Here is a 17,755-nt window from a genome sequence, read left to right on the forward strand (position 1 = left end):
AAATTAGTTAATCTCTACTAGTCTAGGCGCCGATCATCGATAAAGAAAAATCGGTTCTTCGGAGATTAAACATCGAAATATCCGAAGTATCCAATCAAAATTGTTACTTTTTTCGCAAAGAAAATCGGTGACTCTGTAATAAACGTTCCAGCCCAGCCTGCATCAAGCCTTAAAACGGTTCAAGTGCCTATTTTTTATACTGCGATTTCACCCCTCACAAAAATAACTTATCCTCATGTTTTTTATAGGAATAAGGACACGTGACACAAAGTCTTTACACCCTTTCTTATCAATGGCTGATACACCACCTTATAACTGTCATATTAGTGAAATATTTCGTACCTAATATCCGCGCCAGATTCTTTCACTGACACAAATCTGACATTTAACTGTCACGGAGATTTCTCTTATGACCTCCCAAGCTTCTACTGCTGCACCGATTAACAGCTCTAAGAATTGGGTACGTTGGGCCAACCTGGCACTTATGCTTTATGTACTGCTTTTGGCAGTTTCCATGGTTGGAAGTGGTTTCAAATGGGCTGCGGGTGACGAGGCGAGAACCTTGTTTGAATTCGCATCTCATCCCGTTGCGGGTCTGATGATTGGTATCGTAGCGACAGCGCTCATCCAGTCTTCCAGTACTGTAACTTCTATTATTGTTGGTCTCGTCGCTGGCGGCCTGCCAGTTGAAACAGCCATTCCTATGGTGATGGGTGCAAACATTGGCACTACCGTGACCAACACATTGGTAAGTCTAGGTCACGCGCGTTGCAAAGATGAATTCCGCCGTGCATTTACCTGTGCAACTGTTCACGACTTCTTTAACCTGATTGCTGTAGCTATCTTCCTGCCGCTGGAAATGATGTTCGGCCTGCTGGACAAGATCTCAAGCTGGTTGGTGGCGCCTTTCATGTTTGAAGGCAGCCTGAGCATGAAAGGTCTGGACTTTATGGGTCCAATCACCAAGCCACTGGTTAATGGCACTAAAGATATGCTGTCTACACTGCCAGGTAGCTGGGGCGGCATCGTACTGGCTCTGCTGGGTATTGCACTGATCTTCGCTTCTATCACCATGATGGGCAAGCTGATGCGCTCTCTGATGGAAGGCCGTGCAAAAGAAATGCTGCACAAAGCGATTGGTCGCGGTCCTATCCACGGCATCATGTCAGGTACTTTGGTTACCATTCTGGTTCAGTCTTCTTCTACGACGACCAGCCTGATGGTTCCACTGGTAGGTACCAACGTACTGAAAGTACGTGACGTGTATCCGTTCACTTTGGGCGCGAACATCGGTACCTGTATCACCGCCCTGCTGGCAGCAACGGCAGTGACCGGTCCTAACGCAGTGTTTGCCCTGCAGATCGCTCTGGTACACCTGGCGTTCAACATCATGGCAACCCTGCTGATCTTCGGTACACCATTCCTGCGTGAAATCCCACTGAAGTGTGCGGAAATGCTGGGTGACGCTGCAGCGAAGAACAAGATGGCTGTCGTGGCTTACTTAGGTCTGGTATTCATTGCGGTTCCTTCGCTGGTAATGCTGGTAACCCAATAAGTAATACTGACAAACTGATTTGAAAACGCCCGCTGACGCGGGCGTTTTTGTATTTAGGGTCCTAGGTCCTGCAGGAATTATTCAAGATCATCGAGACATTAAAAAAGCGGCACTGGTGATCAGTTGCCGCTTTTTCTATTCCTAGGATCTGCTCTTGCTCTTCCTAGGACCTAGGATCTTCTTTTCCTAGAACCCTAAATCCTCTTAAACCGCAATCGGCGCTTTAATCGATGGCAGGGCTTCGTAACCTTCAATCTCAAAGTCTTCTAGTTTGTAGTCGAAGATGGAGTCAGGCTTACGTTTGATTGTCAGGGTTGGTCGATTACCCGGATCACGCTTGAGCTGCTCGTAAACGATATCATCGGTCAGGTGATTGTGATAAAGGTGAACATCACCGAAGGTATGAACGAAATCACCAACTTCCAAATCACACTGCTGCGCAATCATATGGGTGAACAGTGCGTAACTCGCAATGTTGAACGGCACACCCAGAAAGTAATCGGCGCTACGCTGATAAAGCTGACAAGACAGCTTGCCATCAGCTACGTAGAACTGAAACAAACAGTGGCAAGGAGCCAGTGCCATTTTGCCTTGCTCTGCGTTTGCTTGCGGGCTGATAGTCTCGTCAGGCAGGTCAGCAGGGTTCCACGCCGTAATAATATGGCGGCGCGAATTTGGTTTAGTTTTGATCTGCTCAATCAGCTCGGCAATCTGGTCAACAGTAGAACCATCCGGACATGCCCATGAACGCCACTGAGCACCATACACCGGGCCTAGATCGCCCTCCTCTGTTGCCCACTCGTCCCAGATTGTCACGTTATTGTCTTGCAGATACTTAATGTTGGTATCGCCATTAAGGAACCACAGCAGCTCATGAATGATGGCACGTGTGTAAAGCTTCTTGGTTGTCAGCAGCGGAAAGCCTTCACTGAGATCAAAACGCATCTGACGACCAAAAACTGAACGTGTACCTACACCAGTGCGGTCGCCACGGTCGGTGCCGTTATCAATGATATCCTGCATTAAATCAAGATATTGCTTCATGGTTCTTCCTTTCCTTTACTACCCGCCGCCGCGGGATGACAAATCACAAATATAAAGAAAGCCGCAGGGATCTGCGGCTTAAACTGAAACTGTTACGCTGAGCGCGCTGCGCTTGGGTCTCTGCGATACGCCCAAATCACCATCAACACACCCACAATAATCATTGGAGTAGACAAGATCTGTCCCATGCTGATCCAGTCGCCAAACAAACCTAAGTGCGCGTCCGGCTCACGATAGAATTCAACGATAAACCGGAATGCCCCGTAGCCAATCAGGAACAAACCGGACACTGCACCTGCTGGACGCGGCTTCTTAATAAACCAGTTCAGGATTAAGAACAGCACGATGCCTTCCAGCAAAAACTCATAAAGCTGCGAAGGGTGACGGGCAATCGGTCCTCCTGTTGGGAAAATCATGCCCCATGGCATGTCTGTCGCACGTCCCCAAAGCTCGCCATTGATAAAGTTGCCCAGACGGCCTGCGCCCAGACCAAATGGCACCAGTGGCGCTATAAAATCAGATACTGCAAAGAACGTTCGCTTGGTCTTGCGGGCATACCAAGCCATGGCTGCAATCACACCCAGCAATCCACCATGGAAAGACATGCCGCCCGTCCAGACTTTGAACAGGAAGAGCGGGTCTGCAAGAAATGCGTCGAATTGATAAAAGAGCACATAGCCAATGCGGCCGCCCAACACCACCCCCAGAAAACCTGCAAAGAGTAGATCACTGACTTCATCCCGCGTCCATCCGCTACCCGGCTTATCTGCACGGCGGTTTGCCAGCCAAAGTGCAAAGGCAAAACCGGCAAGGTACATCAAGCCATACCAGCGCACTGCCAGCGGCCCGATTTCAATCAAGACAGGATCTATTTGGGGAAATGTCAGTGACATGAATTCGTCTTCCTTAGCTAAAAAACATACTTGCGCCCACCAGGAGCAAGAATACCGCGAATACGCGTTTTATAATGGGTGTCGGTAAACGGGTCGCAAGTCTCGCCCCGTAACGCGTTGTCATTACGGAAGTGACTACAATACCAATCAATGCTGGCAAGTAAACATACCCCACACTATAAGGTGGCAATATCTCGGGTTGCGTCAGCCCGAAAAAGATAAAACCTATGACACCGGAAAGCGCCAAAAAGACACCGCACAATGATGCACTGCCAATGGCTTTGCGCATTTCGACACCATGATAGTTCAGATAAGGCACGGTCAATGAGCCGCCACCAATTCCCGCAAGGCTCGCTATCATACCAATCGCAGTCCCACTGGTCATGCTGCCAAGCGGAGAAGGTAGCGGTCTGGTTGATTTTACCCGAAGTGACAGTGCCATTTGCAGAGCGAGCAACAGCACGATAATCCCGAAGACTTTCGGCAAATACTCCGTTGGCATTCTGTCAGCAATCGCACTGCCAAGCAGCCCACCCAGTAAAATACCCGGTAACAAGGTTTTAATAACGGAAGGCTGAACATTACCGAGGCGATAGTGTGTATAAGCGGAGGAGGATGACGTGACCACAATGCTTGCTAGCGATGTGGCGAGTGCCATAGGCATCACGAGATTGGCAGAGATTCCCGCCCAGGGCAGAAGCACGCTAAGCGCTGGCACAACAATCAGGCCACCACCGATCCCTAAAAGCCCGGCTAACAGACCAACAACGCCCCCGACGGCAAGACAAACGCCAAACAACCACAATGTGGCTTCTAACATGGAATATTCCTATGGGTGCTGCACTTTTTAAATAGCCAGATCACCTTATTTATTTGCCCTGAGCTTTACGTCCGAGTATCGCTGTGGCTACTTACCTACCCGGATCAAACCGCCGAGATTGTACTGTTCTAAAAAGGCTTCTGAAGCGTTTCTTATATCACGCGCTAATGACAGTTGTTGGACAGTCGCCGCGTGCGACTCAAGCTGCTTACTCGGAATATGGCGCAAAACGTATTTTATCTTCGCCACACTACGGGTATTCATACTGAGCTGTCTGTATCCCATTCCCACCAGCAGTGATGCACCAATAGGATCACCGGCAAACTCACCACAAACACTCACCGGCAATTTAAGCCGTTTGCTGTTGTCGAGAATTTGCCTAAGCACCGCCAACACTGAAGGGTGGAATGTATCATAGACATCTGCCACTCGGGCGTTGTTTCTGTCCACCGCCAGCAAATACTGTGTTAGGTCATTGGTGCCGACAGAGAGAAAGTCGATGTGAGGAGCAATGGCGTCCAATTGGTAGAGCACGGAAGGAACTTCTACCATGATCCCAAGTTTTGGCAGCTTCAAGGTCTCGCCTTGCACACTAGCTATTTCCGTGACTTCCGCAAAGGCTCTCTCTACCAGTGCTTTGGCTTCTAACAGCTCAGACAAACCAGAAATCATCGGCAGCAGGATGGAGAGATTATCGCGCCCGATGCTGGCACGCAGCATCGCTCGAACCTGAATCAGGAAGATATCTGGATGGTCTAGGGTAAAACGGATTCCGCGCCAACCAAGGAAAGGATTATCCTCTTCGATTTTGAGATAAGGCAATGGTTTGTCACCGCCAATATCCAGTGTACGCATGACCACTGGCTGCTTGGGATAGCAATCCAGAATCGCACGGTATTGATTCACCTGATCGTCTTCCGACGGGAAGCTTCGTTGCATCAAAAACGGCACTTCGGTGCGGTAGAGACCAACGCCATCTACCCCACGGTTGATAGCAATGCTGGTATCAGCACTGAGTCCCGCATTCAAATGGACTTCTACCCGCACACCATCAGACGTTTCTGTCTTCTTCGTGAAGGTACTTTCGACTTCCTGTTGAAGCTCCAACTCTTCATCACGAAGACGCTCATACTCTTCAAGAACCTGAGGTGCTGGCTCAACCAGCAAACGCCCCTTGAAACCATCCAGCACGATTTGCTTGCGGTGCACCAACTGCGGGCTGAATTCCACGCCCATGACAGCAGGAATGCCCAAGGCTCTTGCCAAAATGGCAGCGTGCGCATTTACTGCCCCTTCTTCTGCGACGACACCCGCCAGACGATCGCGTGGGATCGCAGCCAGCATGGCTGCCGTCAATTCGCGGGCGAACAGCACGATAGGTTCGTCAAAATTCCACTGCTTGATTTCCTGATTCTCAAGGAAATAAAGCAAGCGTTGACCCAGTTCTTTCACGTCATTGGCGCGTTCGCGAAGATAAGGATCTGACATGTTCTGGAAACGCTCAGAAAACGCGTCAATGGTTTGCTTTACCGCCCACTCTGCCAAATCGCCATTCTGAATGCGCTCATTCATCGCCTTTCGCAGCATGGGATCATTCAGAAGGTGGATAAAAAGATCGAAGATCGCCAGCGTGTCCTGATTCAGTTCACTGTCAAAACGCTTTCGCAAACGGCGGAATTCGGTAATGGCTGCGCTGATAGCACCATCCAATCTGTCACGTTCTTTTTGTGTATCAAGGCAAGATGCCGGAAAGACCAAATCCAACCGTGGCTGGGATACATCACACCAGGCTTTAGCTATAGCAACCCCAGGAGATGCAGCAGCACCTTCTAAAAGTAAGGCGCCTTTTGCGTTGTTGGGCCAAAAGCCTTGCGCCTTGGCGTGAGCAAAAACTACCGCAAGTTGGGCCGCCAACGTGACCAGAAAAGATTCTTCACTTTCATCAAACTGACGAGAGTCGCGCTGCTGGACAACCAAAACTCCCAGCACCTTTCGGCGATAAATAATGGGTGTACCAAGAAAGGCTTGGAAAATATCTTCGCCGATATCAGGAAAGTGTTTGAAGTCGCTATGCGAACTGGCGAGTGCAAGGTTGATGGGTTCGGCACGACGACCAACTAAGCCCACCAAGCCTTCATCAAAAGAGAGAGAAACGCGGCGAGCACGGGCATTGAGTCCCTGGGTCGCCATAAGATCATATTGTTCACGGTCATGATCCGCGATATAAACCGAGCAACACTCGGTTTGCATCGCAGAACAGGTCTCGCGCACTAAGACATTGAGCGCCTGTTTGACGTCGGTGGACGACGCTACATTGTTAACGATATCCCTCAGTTTCGTCAGCATCGGCGCCCTCGACGTTCATCCTTAGTTCTTTGCTGTGCCCCGCTTACCTTTTCGTTTGGTCTTTCTTTCGCGAAAAGGCATCGCCATTGGCGCAAACTCTTTCATAGCTCGTCGGTAAACTTCGCGTTTAAACGACACCACTTGCCTCACAGGGTACCAATAACTGACCCAACGCCAGCCATCAAATTCCGGTGTCCCCCCGCGCTGCATGTTCACCTTTGACTCGTCACATTCCAGCTTCAGCAAAAACCACTTTTGCTTCTGACCGATACACACTGGCTTGGAATCCCAGCGAACCAGACGTTTAGGTAATTTATAGCGTAACCAATGACGACTGGTAGCCAGAATTCTTACGTCTTTCTTCGTGAGCCCTACTTCCTCGTATAACTCACGGTACATGGCCTGTTCAGGTGTTTCACCATCATCAATACCACCTTGTGGAAATTGCCAGGAGTGTTGTCCGTATCGACGAGCCCAGAGAACTTGACCGTGGCTGTTACAAATAACTATCCCCACATTGGGACGGTAGCCATCGCCATCTATCACTGGACGACCTCAAATATAAATCTCTATTACCAGTGATTTTTTCACACAATGTGCACAGTGGTAAACAAACATTGTGTATGAGACGCATTTTTTGGGGGCTTCAACCGCCTTTATGGATAAATCCCTGGTCACCACTAAGTTATAAACAATCCGGTGAGACTAAGCGCACATTTATTCACGCTTTCTGTGGATACATTTGTGCAGAACAGACTTTAAACGGGACAAAAGTGTCTCTTTGACCGATATGAAAAGTGTCCACACAAGCGGGGAATTTAAATTATATCTATATATTTCATATTCATAATTAAATTTAGGTTCATATTCCCAAGCAAAATCGGAGGACAAAAACAGAACGATCTTAAAGTGGTCAAAGATCCATCAAAGTAAGACTTACCCACACCACTCGCTCACTTTCCAATCAGAATGATCCAAAAGCCGCCTATTTATGTGACCAAAACCACTGTATAAGCATCCATGATCCATTTTTACACCTCCGACACTTAGATCGTTGTGGATAACTCCGTAAGGGTGCAAAAATTAGTGGATCCATTATGGTGAGGCTGATAGCGTTCACTGCAGACAACTAAGACACCGAGGCATGATGATCCCCGCACCCAATTCAGAAGCTGAACTCCTTGAACGCGCCTTTGCTTTGGCGGGCTTTACGCTCGGTGAACTGGCCGAACAACATGGACTGGAATGCCCAGTAGATCTGCGCCGAGAAAAGGGCTGGGTAGGCATGTTGCTTGAGACCTGTCTGGGTGCGACTGCAGGCAGCAAGCCCGAGCAGGATTTTCAGGAATTAGGGATCGAGCTGAAATCCATCCCTATCAGCCATACAGGAAAACCATTGGAAACCACTTTTGTCTGTGTCGCGCCACTGACTGGTGTTCAGGGGTTGACCTGGGAAAACAGTCATATCCGCAACAAGCTATCAAAAGTGCTTTGGATCCCGGTTGAAGGTGAAAGGGAAATTCCGGTTTGCGAGCGTCATGTAGGTATGCCGTTATTATGGAAGCCTTCAGAAGATGAAGAGTCGCAGCTAAAAGCGGATTGGGAAGAATTGATGGAGTTTATCGTGCTGGGAAAAGTGCATGAAATCAGTGCCAGACACGGTGAGTTCTTACAGCTTCGCCCTAAAGCGGCAAACAGCAAAGTCAAAACTGAAGCCTATGGCGCTAAAGGTCAACCCATCAAAACCTTGCCCCGTGGCTTTTATCTTCGCACTCAGTTCACGGGCAAGATACTCGCCCGCCACTTTATGCTGCCGGAAAGCGAAAGTTAGCTCTAGGGTCTGTCGACCTTAAAGCGTAATTTCCATGTCCTCATTGCAGGAAGTATCCGCGGGCCCAAACTCATCATAAGGATCCAGCAGACGTAACGTTGCTTTTTTCACTCCCACTTTGCGAAGCTTCTCTGACACCTGTTCCATGTTGTCAAAATGCATCACTTCATCCGTATTGTCGTCTTTCAGTGGCTCCAGCTTGTGCCTGACTTCCACTTCCACCACATACTGTGCACCACCTGCATGTGCAATCACATAGCAATGGGGAACGTTGTCCGGGTGAGCCTGTATCCAGCTCTTCAATTGCTTTAATTTCATTTCGTTACCCGCATTGTTAATCGAATGTTAATTCTAGTATAAGGACTCAGGATAGTGTGTGTGGTTTAAAACTGATAATTCTGATCGCTCCCACGGAATCCATTTGCGACATCTCAAAACCTTCCTCCGGATCTACACCAAGTCCCCCACTTTTTCGCTTGTACCGACAAGAAAACTTTCTAAGATGGAAGGTAAACCCCGCACATCTCGAAAACGTGTTTCTCGTCGTCCATGAGATGCAGCCCAAGGAGAAAGGATGCAATACCACACTCTTCCCCATACCAATCTGGAAGTCAGTAAGATTTGTCTTGGTACTATGACCTTTGGTCAACAGAACACAGAAGCAGATGCTCATCAGCAGCTGGACTTCGCACTCGACCATGGCGTGAACTTTATTGATACCGCGGAAATGTATGCGGTGCCACCGACCCCAGAAACACAGGGGCTGACAGAGCAATATATTGGCACCTGGCTGCAAAAGTCGGGTAAACGCGACAAGGTGATTATCGCCACCAAGATCGCAGGTCCTCGCGGCGTGCCGTACATTCGTGAAAACATGTCACTTGATCGCCGTAATGTTCGTCAGGCTGTCAACGACAGTCTCGCCCGTTTGCAGACAGACTACATCGACCTTTATCAGGTGCACTGGCCACAGCGCCATGTGAACAGTTTTGGACAATTGAACTACGACCATCAGGACGAAAACTCAGGCGTCACCCTGCTGGATACTCTGGATGCGCTCGCCGAACTGGTGCGCGAAGGCAAAATCCGTCACATCGGCGTCTCGAACGAAACGCCATGGGGCGTGATGAGCTATCTTCGTTTGGCGGAAAAGCACAGCCTGCCGCGTATTGTGTCAATCCAGAACCCGTATAATCTGCTCAACCGCAGCTTCGAAGTGGGTCTGTCAGAGATCAGTCATCAGGAAGGCGTCGAGCTGTTAGCTTACTCACCGCTCGCGTTTGGTGTGTTGAGCGGAAAATACCTCAATGGCGCTAAACCAGAAGGAGCACGCTGCACCCGTTGGGAGCGTTTCGCCCGATACTTCACCGAGCAAGGGCTGGCTGCAACTCAGGCTTATGTTGATCTGGCGAAGGAATTTGCTATCGATCCAGTGCAGATGGCACTGGCTTACGTCAATACCCGCTCCTTTGTCGCTAGTAATATCATCGGCGCTACGACGCTTGAGCAGCTCAAAACCAACATCGATTCCATAGACGTTGAATTGCCGGAAGAATTGCTGAAGCGCATTGAAGAGATTGGCCAGCAGTACTCCAATCCTTGTCCATAGCGCTTACTGGCCTTTGGTTTTTAAATAGAAAAAGCGCCGTAAGGCGCTTTTTTATTATGTGATTATAGGGAATTCGCGAGTCACCCAGGATAGTGACTCCCTTTTGATTACGTTGTCAGGTTCAACCTTAACTTTCTGCGCATTCGTGCCACTTCGCGTTGGGCTTTAAATTTAGGTGCAACGGTGTGACCGATAGATAAGCCATCTTTCTCGAAACCAATATCTCGCATTAGATGCTCTGACAAAGGCTCGCCAACATAGCGAATTCGGCGATGGGCTTTTCTCCAGGCTGACTCTTCACGTTTAATATCCATACGGACGAAAAACACGGCCAGACGCAGGTACATAGATTGGTTCATGACGGACTCCTTGTTGAGTTTCAGGAGGCCTTGGATAGATTGCGGGAGAGGGATCTTAACTAGGAAGTGTCGGTCAGAGCCGCAGTCATATCCGCGGCCCATTTGCTAAAGGGTGCGGATTATTGTACAGGTTTTCGCATATCTGCGCACAGATGGATGGCGCAAGTCATGACGGATGTAAACAGTTGATTTGTCACCTTATTGCCTCCTTTCTGCGTAAACCTGCGGAGTATTCCGCACTTGTAAATTCACTGTTAATACTAATGATTTAGATCAATATATCAACGCGTTATTTTATATAACCATGAATTTAGTGGCATGTGCTTTATTCAACAACTTGAGCAATATTTCACCGCATCCTGTTCGAGTATTTGTCTATTAATGAGGACATATACCCAAATGACCTGAAGATTCTCGCATTCAGAGGTCATCAATGCGTTCAATTCAAAGCAAATTTCACTAGGAATGGTTGTTCTATTTCTATGAGATTTAACGATGAAGTGGATGCATTAAGGGCCTCCCTTTGATTACCTCCAAATCATCCGAATTTCGGATGGTAATTAACTATTTTCAATCTTATTAGTGGATATCATGTCGGCATTGATTGAGAGGTAACACACCATGAGAACTGCAGCAGACCGTATTCGACACGCCATCGCCTTCGAGGTGATAGGCCTTATCCTCATTGTAAGCATTCTGTCCCTGTTTGGTTTTGATGCCGCACACACAGGTGTGTTGGGTGTGGCTTTTTCCATTCTGGCGACAGGTTGGAACTACATTTATAACCTGTGGTTTGACAAAGCTATGGTGAAAATGACCGGCAGGACCGAGAAGAAACAAAAGCATCGTATCCTTCATGCGGTACTGTTTGAGTTGGGACTGCTTTGGGTGACGCTGCCTGCTATTGCATGGTGGCTTAACATCAGCCTGTGGCAAGCTTTCCTGATGGACATTGGTCTGGTGGCCTTCTATCTGGTTTACGCATACGTCTACAATCTGGCGTACGATAAAGTGTTTCCTATTAATGAAGGGAAGCTAGTCACCCAGTAATCTAATAGACGAAAAAAACCGCCTAATAAGGCGGTTTTTTTATTTCAGCTAATTACTTAGCGAAAGCTACGCGGTGCAGGAATCAAGCTGTGCTTGTTCAGCAAACGGTACATAGTTGCACGTGACACACCCAGCTCTTTCGCTGCAGCAGACACCTGACCATTGTTGCTTTCCAGCACAGCGAGCAGTGCATCACGCTCAGACTCTTCACGAATCTTACGCAGGCTTTGTTTGTAATCGCCCTGACGTGGCAGATCCAGATGCTCAGCCTCAATCACCAGATTATCCGCCAGCAGTACTGCACGTTTCACCTGGTTGATCAGCTCACGTACGTTACCTGGCCAGCTATAGTTGGTCAGGATCTTGTTCGCTTCTTCAGAGAAGGTGCGCGCCTGCGTGTTGTACTGACGTGCAAACTTCAACAGGAAGTGCTCAGCCAGCTCAGGAATGTCTGCACTACGCTCTTTCAGTGAAGGAACAGAAATGCGCAGAACATTGAGGCGGTAGAACAGATCTTCACGGAACTGACCTTCAGCAACCGCTTTTTCCAAATCCATGTGCGTCGCCGCAATCACACGAACATCAATCTCTTTCGAATATTTGTCGTCGTGCGTTTCTACCGTACCATCCTGCAAAAGATGCAGAAGGTTTGCCTGAAGATTCAGAGGCAAATCACCAATTTCATCCAGGAACAGAGTGCCTTGGTGCGCTTGCTGCACTTTGCCTTCTGTCGTGCCATCACCAAACAGCTCGTTTTGAATAAGCTTCTCTGGTAGCGCGCTACATTTCACAGAAACGAACGGACCTTTCGCGCGGGTTGAAGCATTATGAATTGCCATACCCACCAGCTCTTTGCCGGTACCGCTTTCACCGTTGATCAGAACTGATACGTCAGTCGGTGCGACACGACGAACCTGATCACGCAGTTTCTTCATCACAGAGGTTTTACCCAGCAGTCCCATGTCACTGTGGTCGCCCAGTTGAGGCCATACGTGACGCTCAAGCTTCAGCATGCCCAGTTGGTGACCGATGGTGCTCATCAGTTGGCTATCTGGAATTGGAGAAGTGAAGTAGTCGATGCAGAAGCTCACAATGAACTGACAAATTGCATCATTGTTGAGTTGATCTTCGCGGATCAGCGCCAGCCAGCGAACCTGCTTGTTGCGGTTTACCAGTGATGCGACACCGTTGAGACTGAAATCATCGTGGCTGATATCCACAATACCAATGCAAGGACCAATGTCCTGAAGGAGAGATTGTGCTGCTCTGAGGTCATAACAGCGGTGACAACGCCAACCTGCTTGTTCCAGTGTTGCCAGCCAAGGTTCGTAAGTTCCGCCTACTACGACGAGTGAACTTGGAACCGCCTCAGATCTGAATTGCATACCCATAACGCCTGCCTTTAGTCATCCATTAACGACACGTGTTCAAAATGTTGTGAGTATCATTATATTTTGTAAGACAAGCAGGTCTGTCTCAATGTAGATACAAGGTAGCTCTCAAATCAGCACAGTTCCCAGATAAGACACTTTTGCTGTTCGATTTGCTGACAACATAGGCATCTAGTAGCTGACATATTTATCAGTATTATTAATAGGATAGACTATTCCATGATGCCCAAAAAAGCCATCAAAATGGCCAACATTTCAAACACTTCTCAATTTTGAGAAATTTAAGATTCTCTTTAAAATTTCTTAGATCATAGACTATGACCCGATTAATTGAGGCTATCTATTGATAGAGAAAGCAAAAAAACCGCGTCCAAGTGAGACGCGGTCTTTCATTTAAGGCAGGGCTTCGAGAAACTATCTCACTTCTTCGCCACTGGCGATGACGGTTTCTCTGACTTTGTCTGCAAACTGCAACGCTTCCTGGCGCACTTTGTCTTCATCCACCGTCAGTATGTCTCTCTCCTGCATCAGAAGCTGGCCATCAACGATGGCATGTTTCACGTTCGATGCATACGCGGAGTAAACCAAGGCTGAATAAGGGTTGTACATTGGCACCATGTTTGGCGCTTTCGTATCAATTACGATGATGTCTGCCAGCTTACCCGTTTCCAGAGAACCTATTTTGTCTTCCATGTGGAGAGCACGTGCCGCTCCCATGGTTGCCATTTCTATGACCTTGATCGGAGGCATTGCCGCGCGATCTTTGTTCACCAGCTTGTGCACTTTAGCAACTTGGTTGAACTCATCCACTGTACTGAGTGTGTTACCTGACATTGGCCCGTCAGTCCCGAGACCAATTCGAAGACCATCATCAAACATCTTCAAAGCCGGAGACACACCTTTGGCAGACTTGATGTTGGCACTCATGTTATGCGCGATGCCCACATCGTGCTTTTTCAGCAGCGCAATATCGTGCTCATCGACATTAATCACGTGCGCGCCAACTAAGTTCGGCGTCAGCGCACCAATATCCGCCATGTATTCGACGGGAGACTTACCACCACTGCGCTCAGCAATCACTTCGTTTTCACGCTCTGATTCCGCAAGATGGATCATTACCGGCACATCGTGCTCAAGCGAAAGCTTGGTGATTTTCTGCAGCACTTCGGTGGTATTGGTATAAGGTGCGTGTGGCGCGAAAGCAGGGGTAATACGAGGATGGTCTTTATATTCCTTAATAAAGTTCAGTGCGTATTGGATGCCTTCCTCCGCGTTAGCGGCATCAGCGACTGGAAACCTAATCACGGTTTCACCCAGAATCGCGCGCATACCAATCTTGTCGACGGTTTTCGCCACTTCATCTTCGAAGTAGTACATATCGGCATAAGTGGTCACGCCGCCTTTCAGCATTTCCACATTACCCAGTTGCGCGCCGATACGTACCATATCTCTGCTCACCAACTGACTTTCTAATGGGAAGATATAGCGGTGCAGGCGATCTGGCACATCATCACCCAGTGAACGGAACACTGTCATTGAGGCATGAGTGTGGGTGTTGATCAATCCTGGCATCACGATGTCGCCATCCACATCCAAGACGGTTTTGGCCTGATAGGCTTCCGACAGACTCTCATCACCGACAGCCACAATCTTGTTGCCACTAACAGCCACTACACCATTCTCGTAAACCGCTTTGTCAGCGTTCATGGTCAATACGGTCGCGTCTTTAATTAACAGGTCGATATGTTCAACAGCAAACGCTGCCGATGAAGCCAACGTTGCCAGAGCAACACTGGCAGAAAGGAAGGATTTTTTTAGCATGGTTATCTTCAATAAAAGCAGCAAGGAATTGCGCGGGCATCATCCCTGCAGATGAATCAAACCGGAACTAAAACGTTAATTGCATCGCAATATTTGTGACATTGAGCAAACGTTTGCACACTAACATACGCACATAAAAAAACACTGGCATAAGCCAGTGTTTTTGGTGTCTCAGAGACGTCTCAGAAGTCAGTCAGATTTAGTCTTTCTTCTGGTTCAGTGGACGCATCGCCGGGAACAGAATCACGTCACGGATAGTGTGCGTGTTGGTAAACAGCATTGCCAGACGGTCGATACCGATGCCCTGACCCGCAGTTGGTGGCAGACCATGTTCCAGTGCAGTGATATAGTCTGCATCGTAGAACATCGCTTCGTCGTCACCTGCGTCTTTCGCATCAACCTGTGCTTTAAAGCGAGCGTCCTGATCTTCTGCGTCGTTCAGCTCCGAGAAGCCGTTCGCCACTTCACGACCACCAATGAAGAACTCAAAGCGGTCGGTGAAAAACGGATTGTCATCGCTACGGCGCGCCAGCGGAGAGATGTCTGCCGGGTAGCCAGTGATGAAGGTTGGCTGGATCAGTTTAGGTTCTGCGGTTTCACCGAAGATTTCTTCCAGCAGCTGACCACAAGTCCAGAATTTCTCAACGTAGATCTCCAGAGACTTCGCAATAGCCACCAGCTTCTCACGATCCTGAACATCTTCCACTGTCAGCGCTTGGATATCAGCGTGCTCTGGGTTGTAGTGCTTGATCGCTTCCAACATAGTCATACGTGCGTATTTACCACCGAATTCCACGGTGTAATCGCCGTAAGGCATAGAGGTTTCACCCAGAACTTCAACGGCCACGGTACGCAGCATGTCTTCAGTCAGGTCGATCAGGTCGTTGTAATCTGCGTACGCCATGTAGAACTCAATCATGGTGAATTCTGGGTTGTGGCGTGGAGACAGACCTTCGTTACGGAAGTTACGGTTGATTTCGAATACGCGCTCGAAACCACCCACAACCAGACGCTTCAGGTACAGCTCAGGCGCGATGCGCAGGAACATTTCCTGATCCAGTGCGTTGTGGTGAGTGATAAACGGACGTGCAGAAGCACCACCCGGGATCACTTGCATCATTGGCGTTTCCACTTCCATGAAGTCTTTTGACTCCATGTAACGGCGGATCGCAGAAATCAGCTTAGAGCGTACCTTGAATGCGTTGCGCGAATCTTCGTTCACGATCAGGTCAACGTAACGCTGACGGTAACGCATTTCCTGATCAGTCAGACCGTGGAATTTTTCTGGCAGAGGACGCAGTGCTTTAGTCAGCAGTTGGTACTCTTCCATGTTCACGTACAGGTCGCCTTTACCAGACTTGTGCAGTGCACCTTTCACACCGATGATGTCACCGATATCCAGACCTTGATATTGCTCTTTCAGCACGTTCTGAACGTCTTTCGCTGCGTACGCCTGAATGCGACCGCTCACGTCCTGAAGTGCCAGGAAAGGACCACGCTTTGCCATCACACGGCCAGCAACGCTGACTTTATGATCCAATGCTTCCAGCTCTTCCTTGCTCTTTTCGCCAAACTCAGCCTGAAGATCAGCCGCTTTGTGCTCACGGCGGAATTCATTTGGGTGGCCGTTTGCATTGCAGCTTTGACGAATGTGGTTCAGTTTTGCACGACGCTCCGCGATCAGCTTGTTTTCGTCTTGTAACTGGTCAGTCATAGTGAACCTTTGAATTAACTTAAAAAATTACAAACCAGATTTCAGGCTGGCTTCAATAAACTTGTCGAGATCACCGTCAAGCACCGCTTGGGTGTTACGGTTTTCGATACCGGTACGCAGGTCTTTAATGCGTGAGTCATCCAGAACGTAAGAGCGGATCTGGCTACCCCAACCGATGTCAGACTTCGCTGCTTCATTCGCCTGTTTCTCTGCGTTCTGCTTTTGCAGTTCCAGTTCAAACAGTTTTGCGCGAAGCTGCTTCATCGCCTGATCTTTGTTCTTGTGCTGGCTTCGGTCATTCTGGCACTGCACCACGGTGTTGGTTGGTACGTGTGTGATACGTACCGCTGATTCGGTGGTGTTAACGTGCTGACCGCCCGCGCCTGACGCACGGTAAACGTCGATACGCAGATCAGACGGGTTGATATCGATGTCGATATTTTCGTCCACTTCCGGGTAAATAAACGCAGAAGAGAACGAGGTGTGACGACGACCGCCTGAATCGAACGGAGACTTACGAACCAGACGGTGAACACCGGTTTCGGTACGCAGCCAGCCGTAAGCGTATTCGCCGCTGATACGAACGGTTGCTGATTTCAATCCAGCCACATCACCTTCAGACACTTCAATCACTTCGGTCTTGAAGCCTTTTGCGTCAGCCCAACGCAGGTACATGCGCAGCATCATGGATGTCCAGTCTTGCGCTTCAGTACCGCCTGAACCTGCTTGCAGGTCGATATAACAATCAGAACCGTCGTGATCGCCAGAGAACATGCGGCGGAATTCCAGCTTCGACAGCTTCTCTTCCAGATCGCTCAGCTCCGGCTCGATTTCATCGAACGTATCCTGATCGTTTTCTTCTACTGCCAGTTCCAGCAGTTCGGTGATGTACTCGCCACCCTGATCCAGCTGGTCGATAGTTTCTACTACCGCTTCCAGCGACGCGCGTTCACGACCCAGCGCTTGGGCACGCTCAGGTTCGTTCCACACATCAGGTTGTTCGAGTTCGGCATTAACTTCTTCTAGACGCTCTTTCTTGGCGTCATAGTCAAAGATACCCCCTAAGGACATTTGCACGCTCGGCAATGTCCGCTAGGCGGTTTTTGATTGGATTGATTTCAAACATGGTCACTTTTCTATGTTCGGAATGAGTTTTAACCGCCGAATTCTACAGAATTGCGGACGGAATATACAGAGTGTGATGGGGATCAAAGGAGAAATTTTCGGAGAAAAATGAGAGAAAAGGCTAAAGGTCCTGGGTCCTACAGTATTTGAACTGTTTAGCAGAGCCTCTGGCTCTTGCTCCTCCTAGGACCTTCTTT

General features: G+C 48.8%; 15 protein-coding genes. 4 read left to right on the plus strand and 11 right to left on the minus strand.

The annotated features are described in order from the left end of the window. Positions 1-409: 409 nt before the first annotated feature. Positions 410-1,555: a Na/Pi symporter gene (locus GMA8713_RS04180; protein ID WP_062706032.1), complete on the plus strand. Its 1,146-nt coding sequence runs from the start codon at positions 410-412 to the stop codon at positions 1,553-1,555. Positions 1,556-1,759: 204 nt separating this feature from the next. On the opposite strand, the gene GMA8713_RS04185 is transcribed toward GMA8713_RS04180, so the two are convergent. From GMA8713_RS04185 to rppH, 5 genes are all read right to left on the minus strand, one after another. Then, positions 1,760-2,599, minus strand: coding sequence for a thymidylate synthase (locus GMA8713_RS04185; protein WP_062706034.1), 840 nt, complete (start codon positions 2,597-2,599; stop codon positions 1,760-1,762). A gap of 92 nt (positions 2,600-2,691) precedes the next feature. Next, on the minus strand, positions 2,692-3,492 hold the full coding sequence (lgt, locus tag GMA8713_RS04190) for a prolipoprotein diacylglyceryl transferase (protein WP_062706036.1): 801 nt from the start codon (positions 3,490-3,492) through the stop codon (positions 2,692-2,694). 13 nt (positions 3,493-3,505) lie between these two features. Next, a complete protein-coding gene (locus tag GMA8713_RS04195) occupies positions 3,506-4,312 on the minus strand; it encodes a sulfite exporter TauE/SafE family protein (protein ID WP_062706040.1) in 807 nt (268 codons plus the stop codon). Positions 4,313-4,399: 87 nt separating this feature from the next. Further along, complete coding sequence (gene ptsP, locus GMA8713_RS04200) at positions 4,400-6,658, minus strand: phosphoenolpyruvate--protein phosphotransferase (protein WP_062706043.1); 2,259 nt, start codon at positions 6,656-6,658, stop codon at positions 4,400-4,402. Positions 6,659-6,679: 21 nt separating this feature from the next. Next, a complete protein-coding gene (gene rppH, locus GMA8713_RS04205; protein WP_002540369.1) occupies positions 6,680-7,204 on the minus strand; it encodes an RNA pyrophosphohydrolase in 525 nt (174 codons plus the stop codon). A 601-nt stretch (positions 7,205-7,805) separates the two neighbouring features. Between rppH and mutH the strand changes: the two genes are divergently transcribed. Then, positions 7,806-8,489 carry a DNA mismatch repair endonuclease MutH gene (gene mutH / locus GMA8713_RS04210; protein ID WP_062706046.1) on the plus strand — a complete coding sequence of 228 codons (684 nt, stop codon included), beginning with the start codon at positions 7,806-7,808 and terminating at the stop codon, positions 8,487-8,489. Between the two features lie 18 nt (positions 8,490-8,507). Here the strand turns inward: mutH and GMA8713_RS04215 are convergent, their stop codons facing one another. Next, positions 8,508-8,807, minus strand: coding sequence for a DUF6482 family protein (locus GMA8713_RS04215; RefSeq protein WP_002540372.1), 300 nt, complete (start codon positions 8,805-8,807; stop codon positions 8,508-8,510). Between the two features lie 256 nt (positions 8,808-9,063). Between GMA8713_RS04215 and GMA8713_RS04220 the strand changes: the two genes are divergently transcribed. Beyond that, a complete protein-coding gene (locus tag GMA8713_RS04220) occupies positions 9,064-10,098 on the plus strand; it encodes an NADP(H)-dependent aldo-keto reductase (RefSeq protein ID WP_062706049.1) in 1,035 nt (344 codons plus the stop codon). Positions 10,099-10,205: 107 nt separating this feature from the next. Here the strand turns inward: GMA8713_RS04220 and GMA8713_RS04225 are convergent, their stop codons facing one another. Next, the gene (locus GMA8713_RS04225) at positions 10,206-10,457 is read right to left on the minus strand and encodes a hypothetical protein (protein WP_002540375.1); all 252 of its coding nucleotides are present in this window, start codon (positions 10,455-10,457) and stop codon (positions 10,206-10,208) included. A 621-nt stretch (positions 10,458-11,078) separates the two neighbouring features. On the opposite strand from GMA8713_RS04225, the gene GMA8713_RS04230 reads away from it, so the two are divergent. After that, complete coding sequence (locus GMA8713_RS04230; RefSeq protein WP_002540377.1) at positions 11,079-11,507, plus strand: PACE efflux transporter; 429 nt, start codon at positions 11,079-11,081, stop codon at positions 11,505-11,507. Positions 11,508-11,563: 56 nt separating this feature from the next. On the opposite strand, the gene GMA8713_RS04235 is transcribed toward GMA8713_RS04230, so the two are convergent. From GMA8713_RS04235 to prfB, 4 genes are all read right to left on the minus strand, one after another. Continuing rightward, complete coding sequence (locus GMA8713_RS04235) at positions 11,564-12,898, minus strand: sigma-54-dependent transcriptional regulator (protein WP_002540379.1); 1,335 nt, start codon at positions 12,896-12,898, stop codon at positions 11,564-11,566. Between the two features lie 414 nt (positions 12,899-13,312). Continuing rightward, a complete protein-coding gene (locus GMA8713_RS04240; protein ID WP_062706051.1) occupies positions 13,313-14,719 on the minus strand; it encodes an amidohydrolase in 1,407 nt (468 codons plus the stop codon). Positions 14,720-14,918: 199 nt separating this feature from the next. Continuing rightward, positions 14,919-16,433: a lysine--tRNA ligase gene (lysS, locus tag GMA8713_RS04245; protein WP_062706053.1), complete on the minus strand. Its 1,515-nt coding sequence runs from the start codon at positions 16,431-16,433 to the stop codon at positions 14,919-14,921. Positions 16,434-16,460: 27 nt separating this feature from the next. Next, a protein-coding gene (gene prfB, locus GMA8713_RS04250; protein WP_152442392.1) for a peptide chain release factor 2 occupies positions 16,461-17,559 on the minus strand; the annotation gives its coding sequence in 2 pieces (ribosomal slippage) (positions 16,461-17,483 and positions 17,485-17,559; 1,098 coding nt in all). Between the last annotated feature and the right edge of the window lie 196 nt (positions 17,560-17,755).

The sequence above is a fragment of the Grimontia marina genome, assembly GCF_900060185.1.
GTDB lineage: Bacteria > Pseudomonadota > Gammaproteobacteria > Enterobacterales > Vibrionaceae > Enterovibrio > Enterovibrio marinus.

Coding starts and splice junctions, on each gene's coding strand:
- GMA8713_RS04230 (WP_002540377.1), top strand. CDS start 11,079: ATGAGAACTGCAGCAGACCGTATTCGACACGCCATCGCCTTCGAGGTG.
- GMA8713_RS04215 (WP_002540372.1), bottom strand. CDS start 8,807: ATGAAATTAAAGCAATTGAAGAGCTGGATACAGGCTCACCCGGACAAC.
- GMA8713_RS04185 (WP_062706034.1), bottom strand. CDS start 2,599: ATGAAGCAATATCTTGATTTAATGCAGGATATCATTGATAACGGCACC.
- GMA8713_RS04180 (WP_062706032.1), top strand. CDS start 410: ATGACCTCCCAAGCTTCTACTGCTGCACCGATTAACAGCTCTAAGAAT.
- GMA8713_RS04240 (WP_062706051.1), bottom strand. CDS start 14,719: ATGCTAAAAAAATCCTTCCTTTCTGCCAGTGTTGCTCTGGCAACGTTG.
- ptsP (WP_062706043.1), bottom strand. CDS start 6,658: ATGCTGACGAAACTGAGGGATATCGTTAACAATGTAGCGTCGTCCACC.
- mutH (WP_062706046.1), top strand. CDS start 7,806: ATGATCCCCGCACCCAATTCAGAAGCTGAACTCCTTGAACGCGCCTTT.
- lysS (WP_062706053.1), bottom strand. CDS start 16,433: ATGACTGACCAGTTACAAGACGAAAACAAGCTGATCGCGGAGCGTCGT.
- GMA8713_RS04235 (WP_002540379.1), bottom strand. CDS start 12,898: ATGGGTATGCAATTCAGATCTGAGGCGGTTCCAAGTTCACTCGTCGTA.
- GMA8713_RS04220 (WP_062706049.1), top strand. CDS start 9,064: ATGCAATACCACACTCTTCCCCATACCAATCTGGAAGTCAGTAAGATT.
- lgt (WP_062706036.1), bottom strand. CDS start 3,492: ATGTCACTGACATTTCCCCAAATAGATCCTGTCTTGATTGAAATCGGG.
- GMA8713_RS04195 (WP_062706040.1), bottom strand. CDS start 4,312: ATGTTAGAAGCCACATTGTGGTTGTTTGGCGTTTGTCTTGCCGTCGGG.
- GMA8713_RS04225 (WP_002540375.1), bottom strand. CDS start 10,457: ATGAACCAATCTATGTACCTGCGTCTGGCCGTGTTTTTCGTCCGTATG.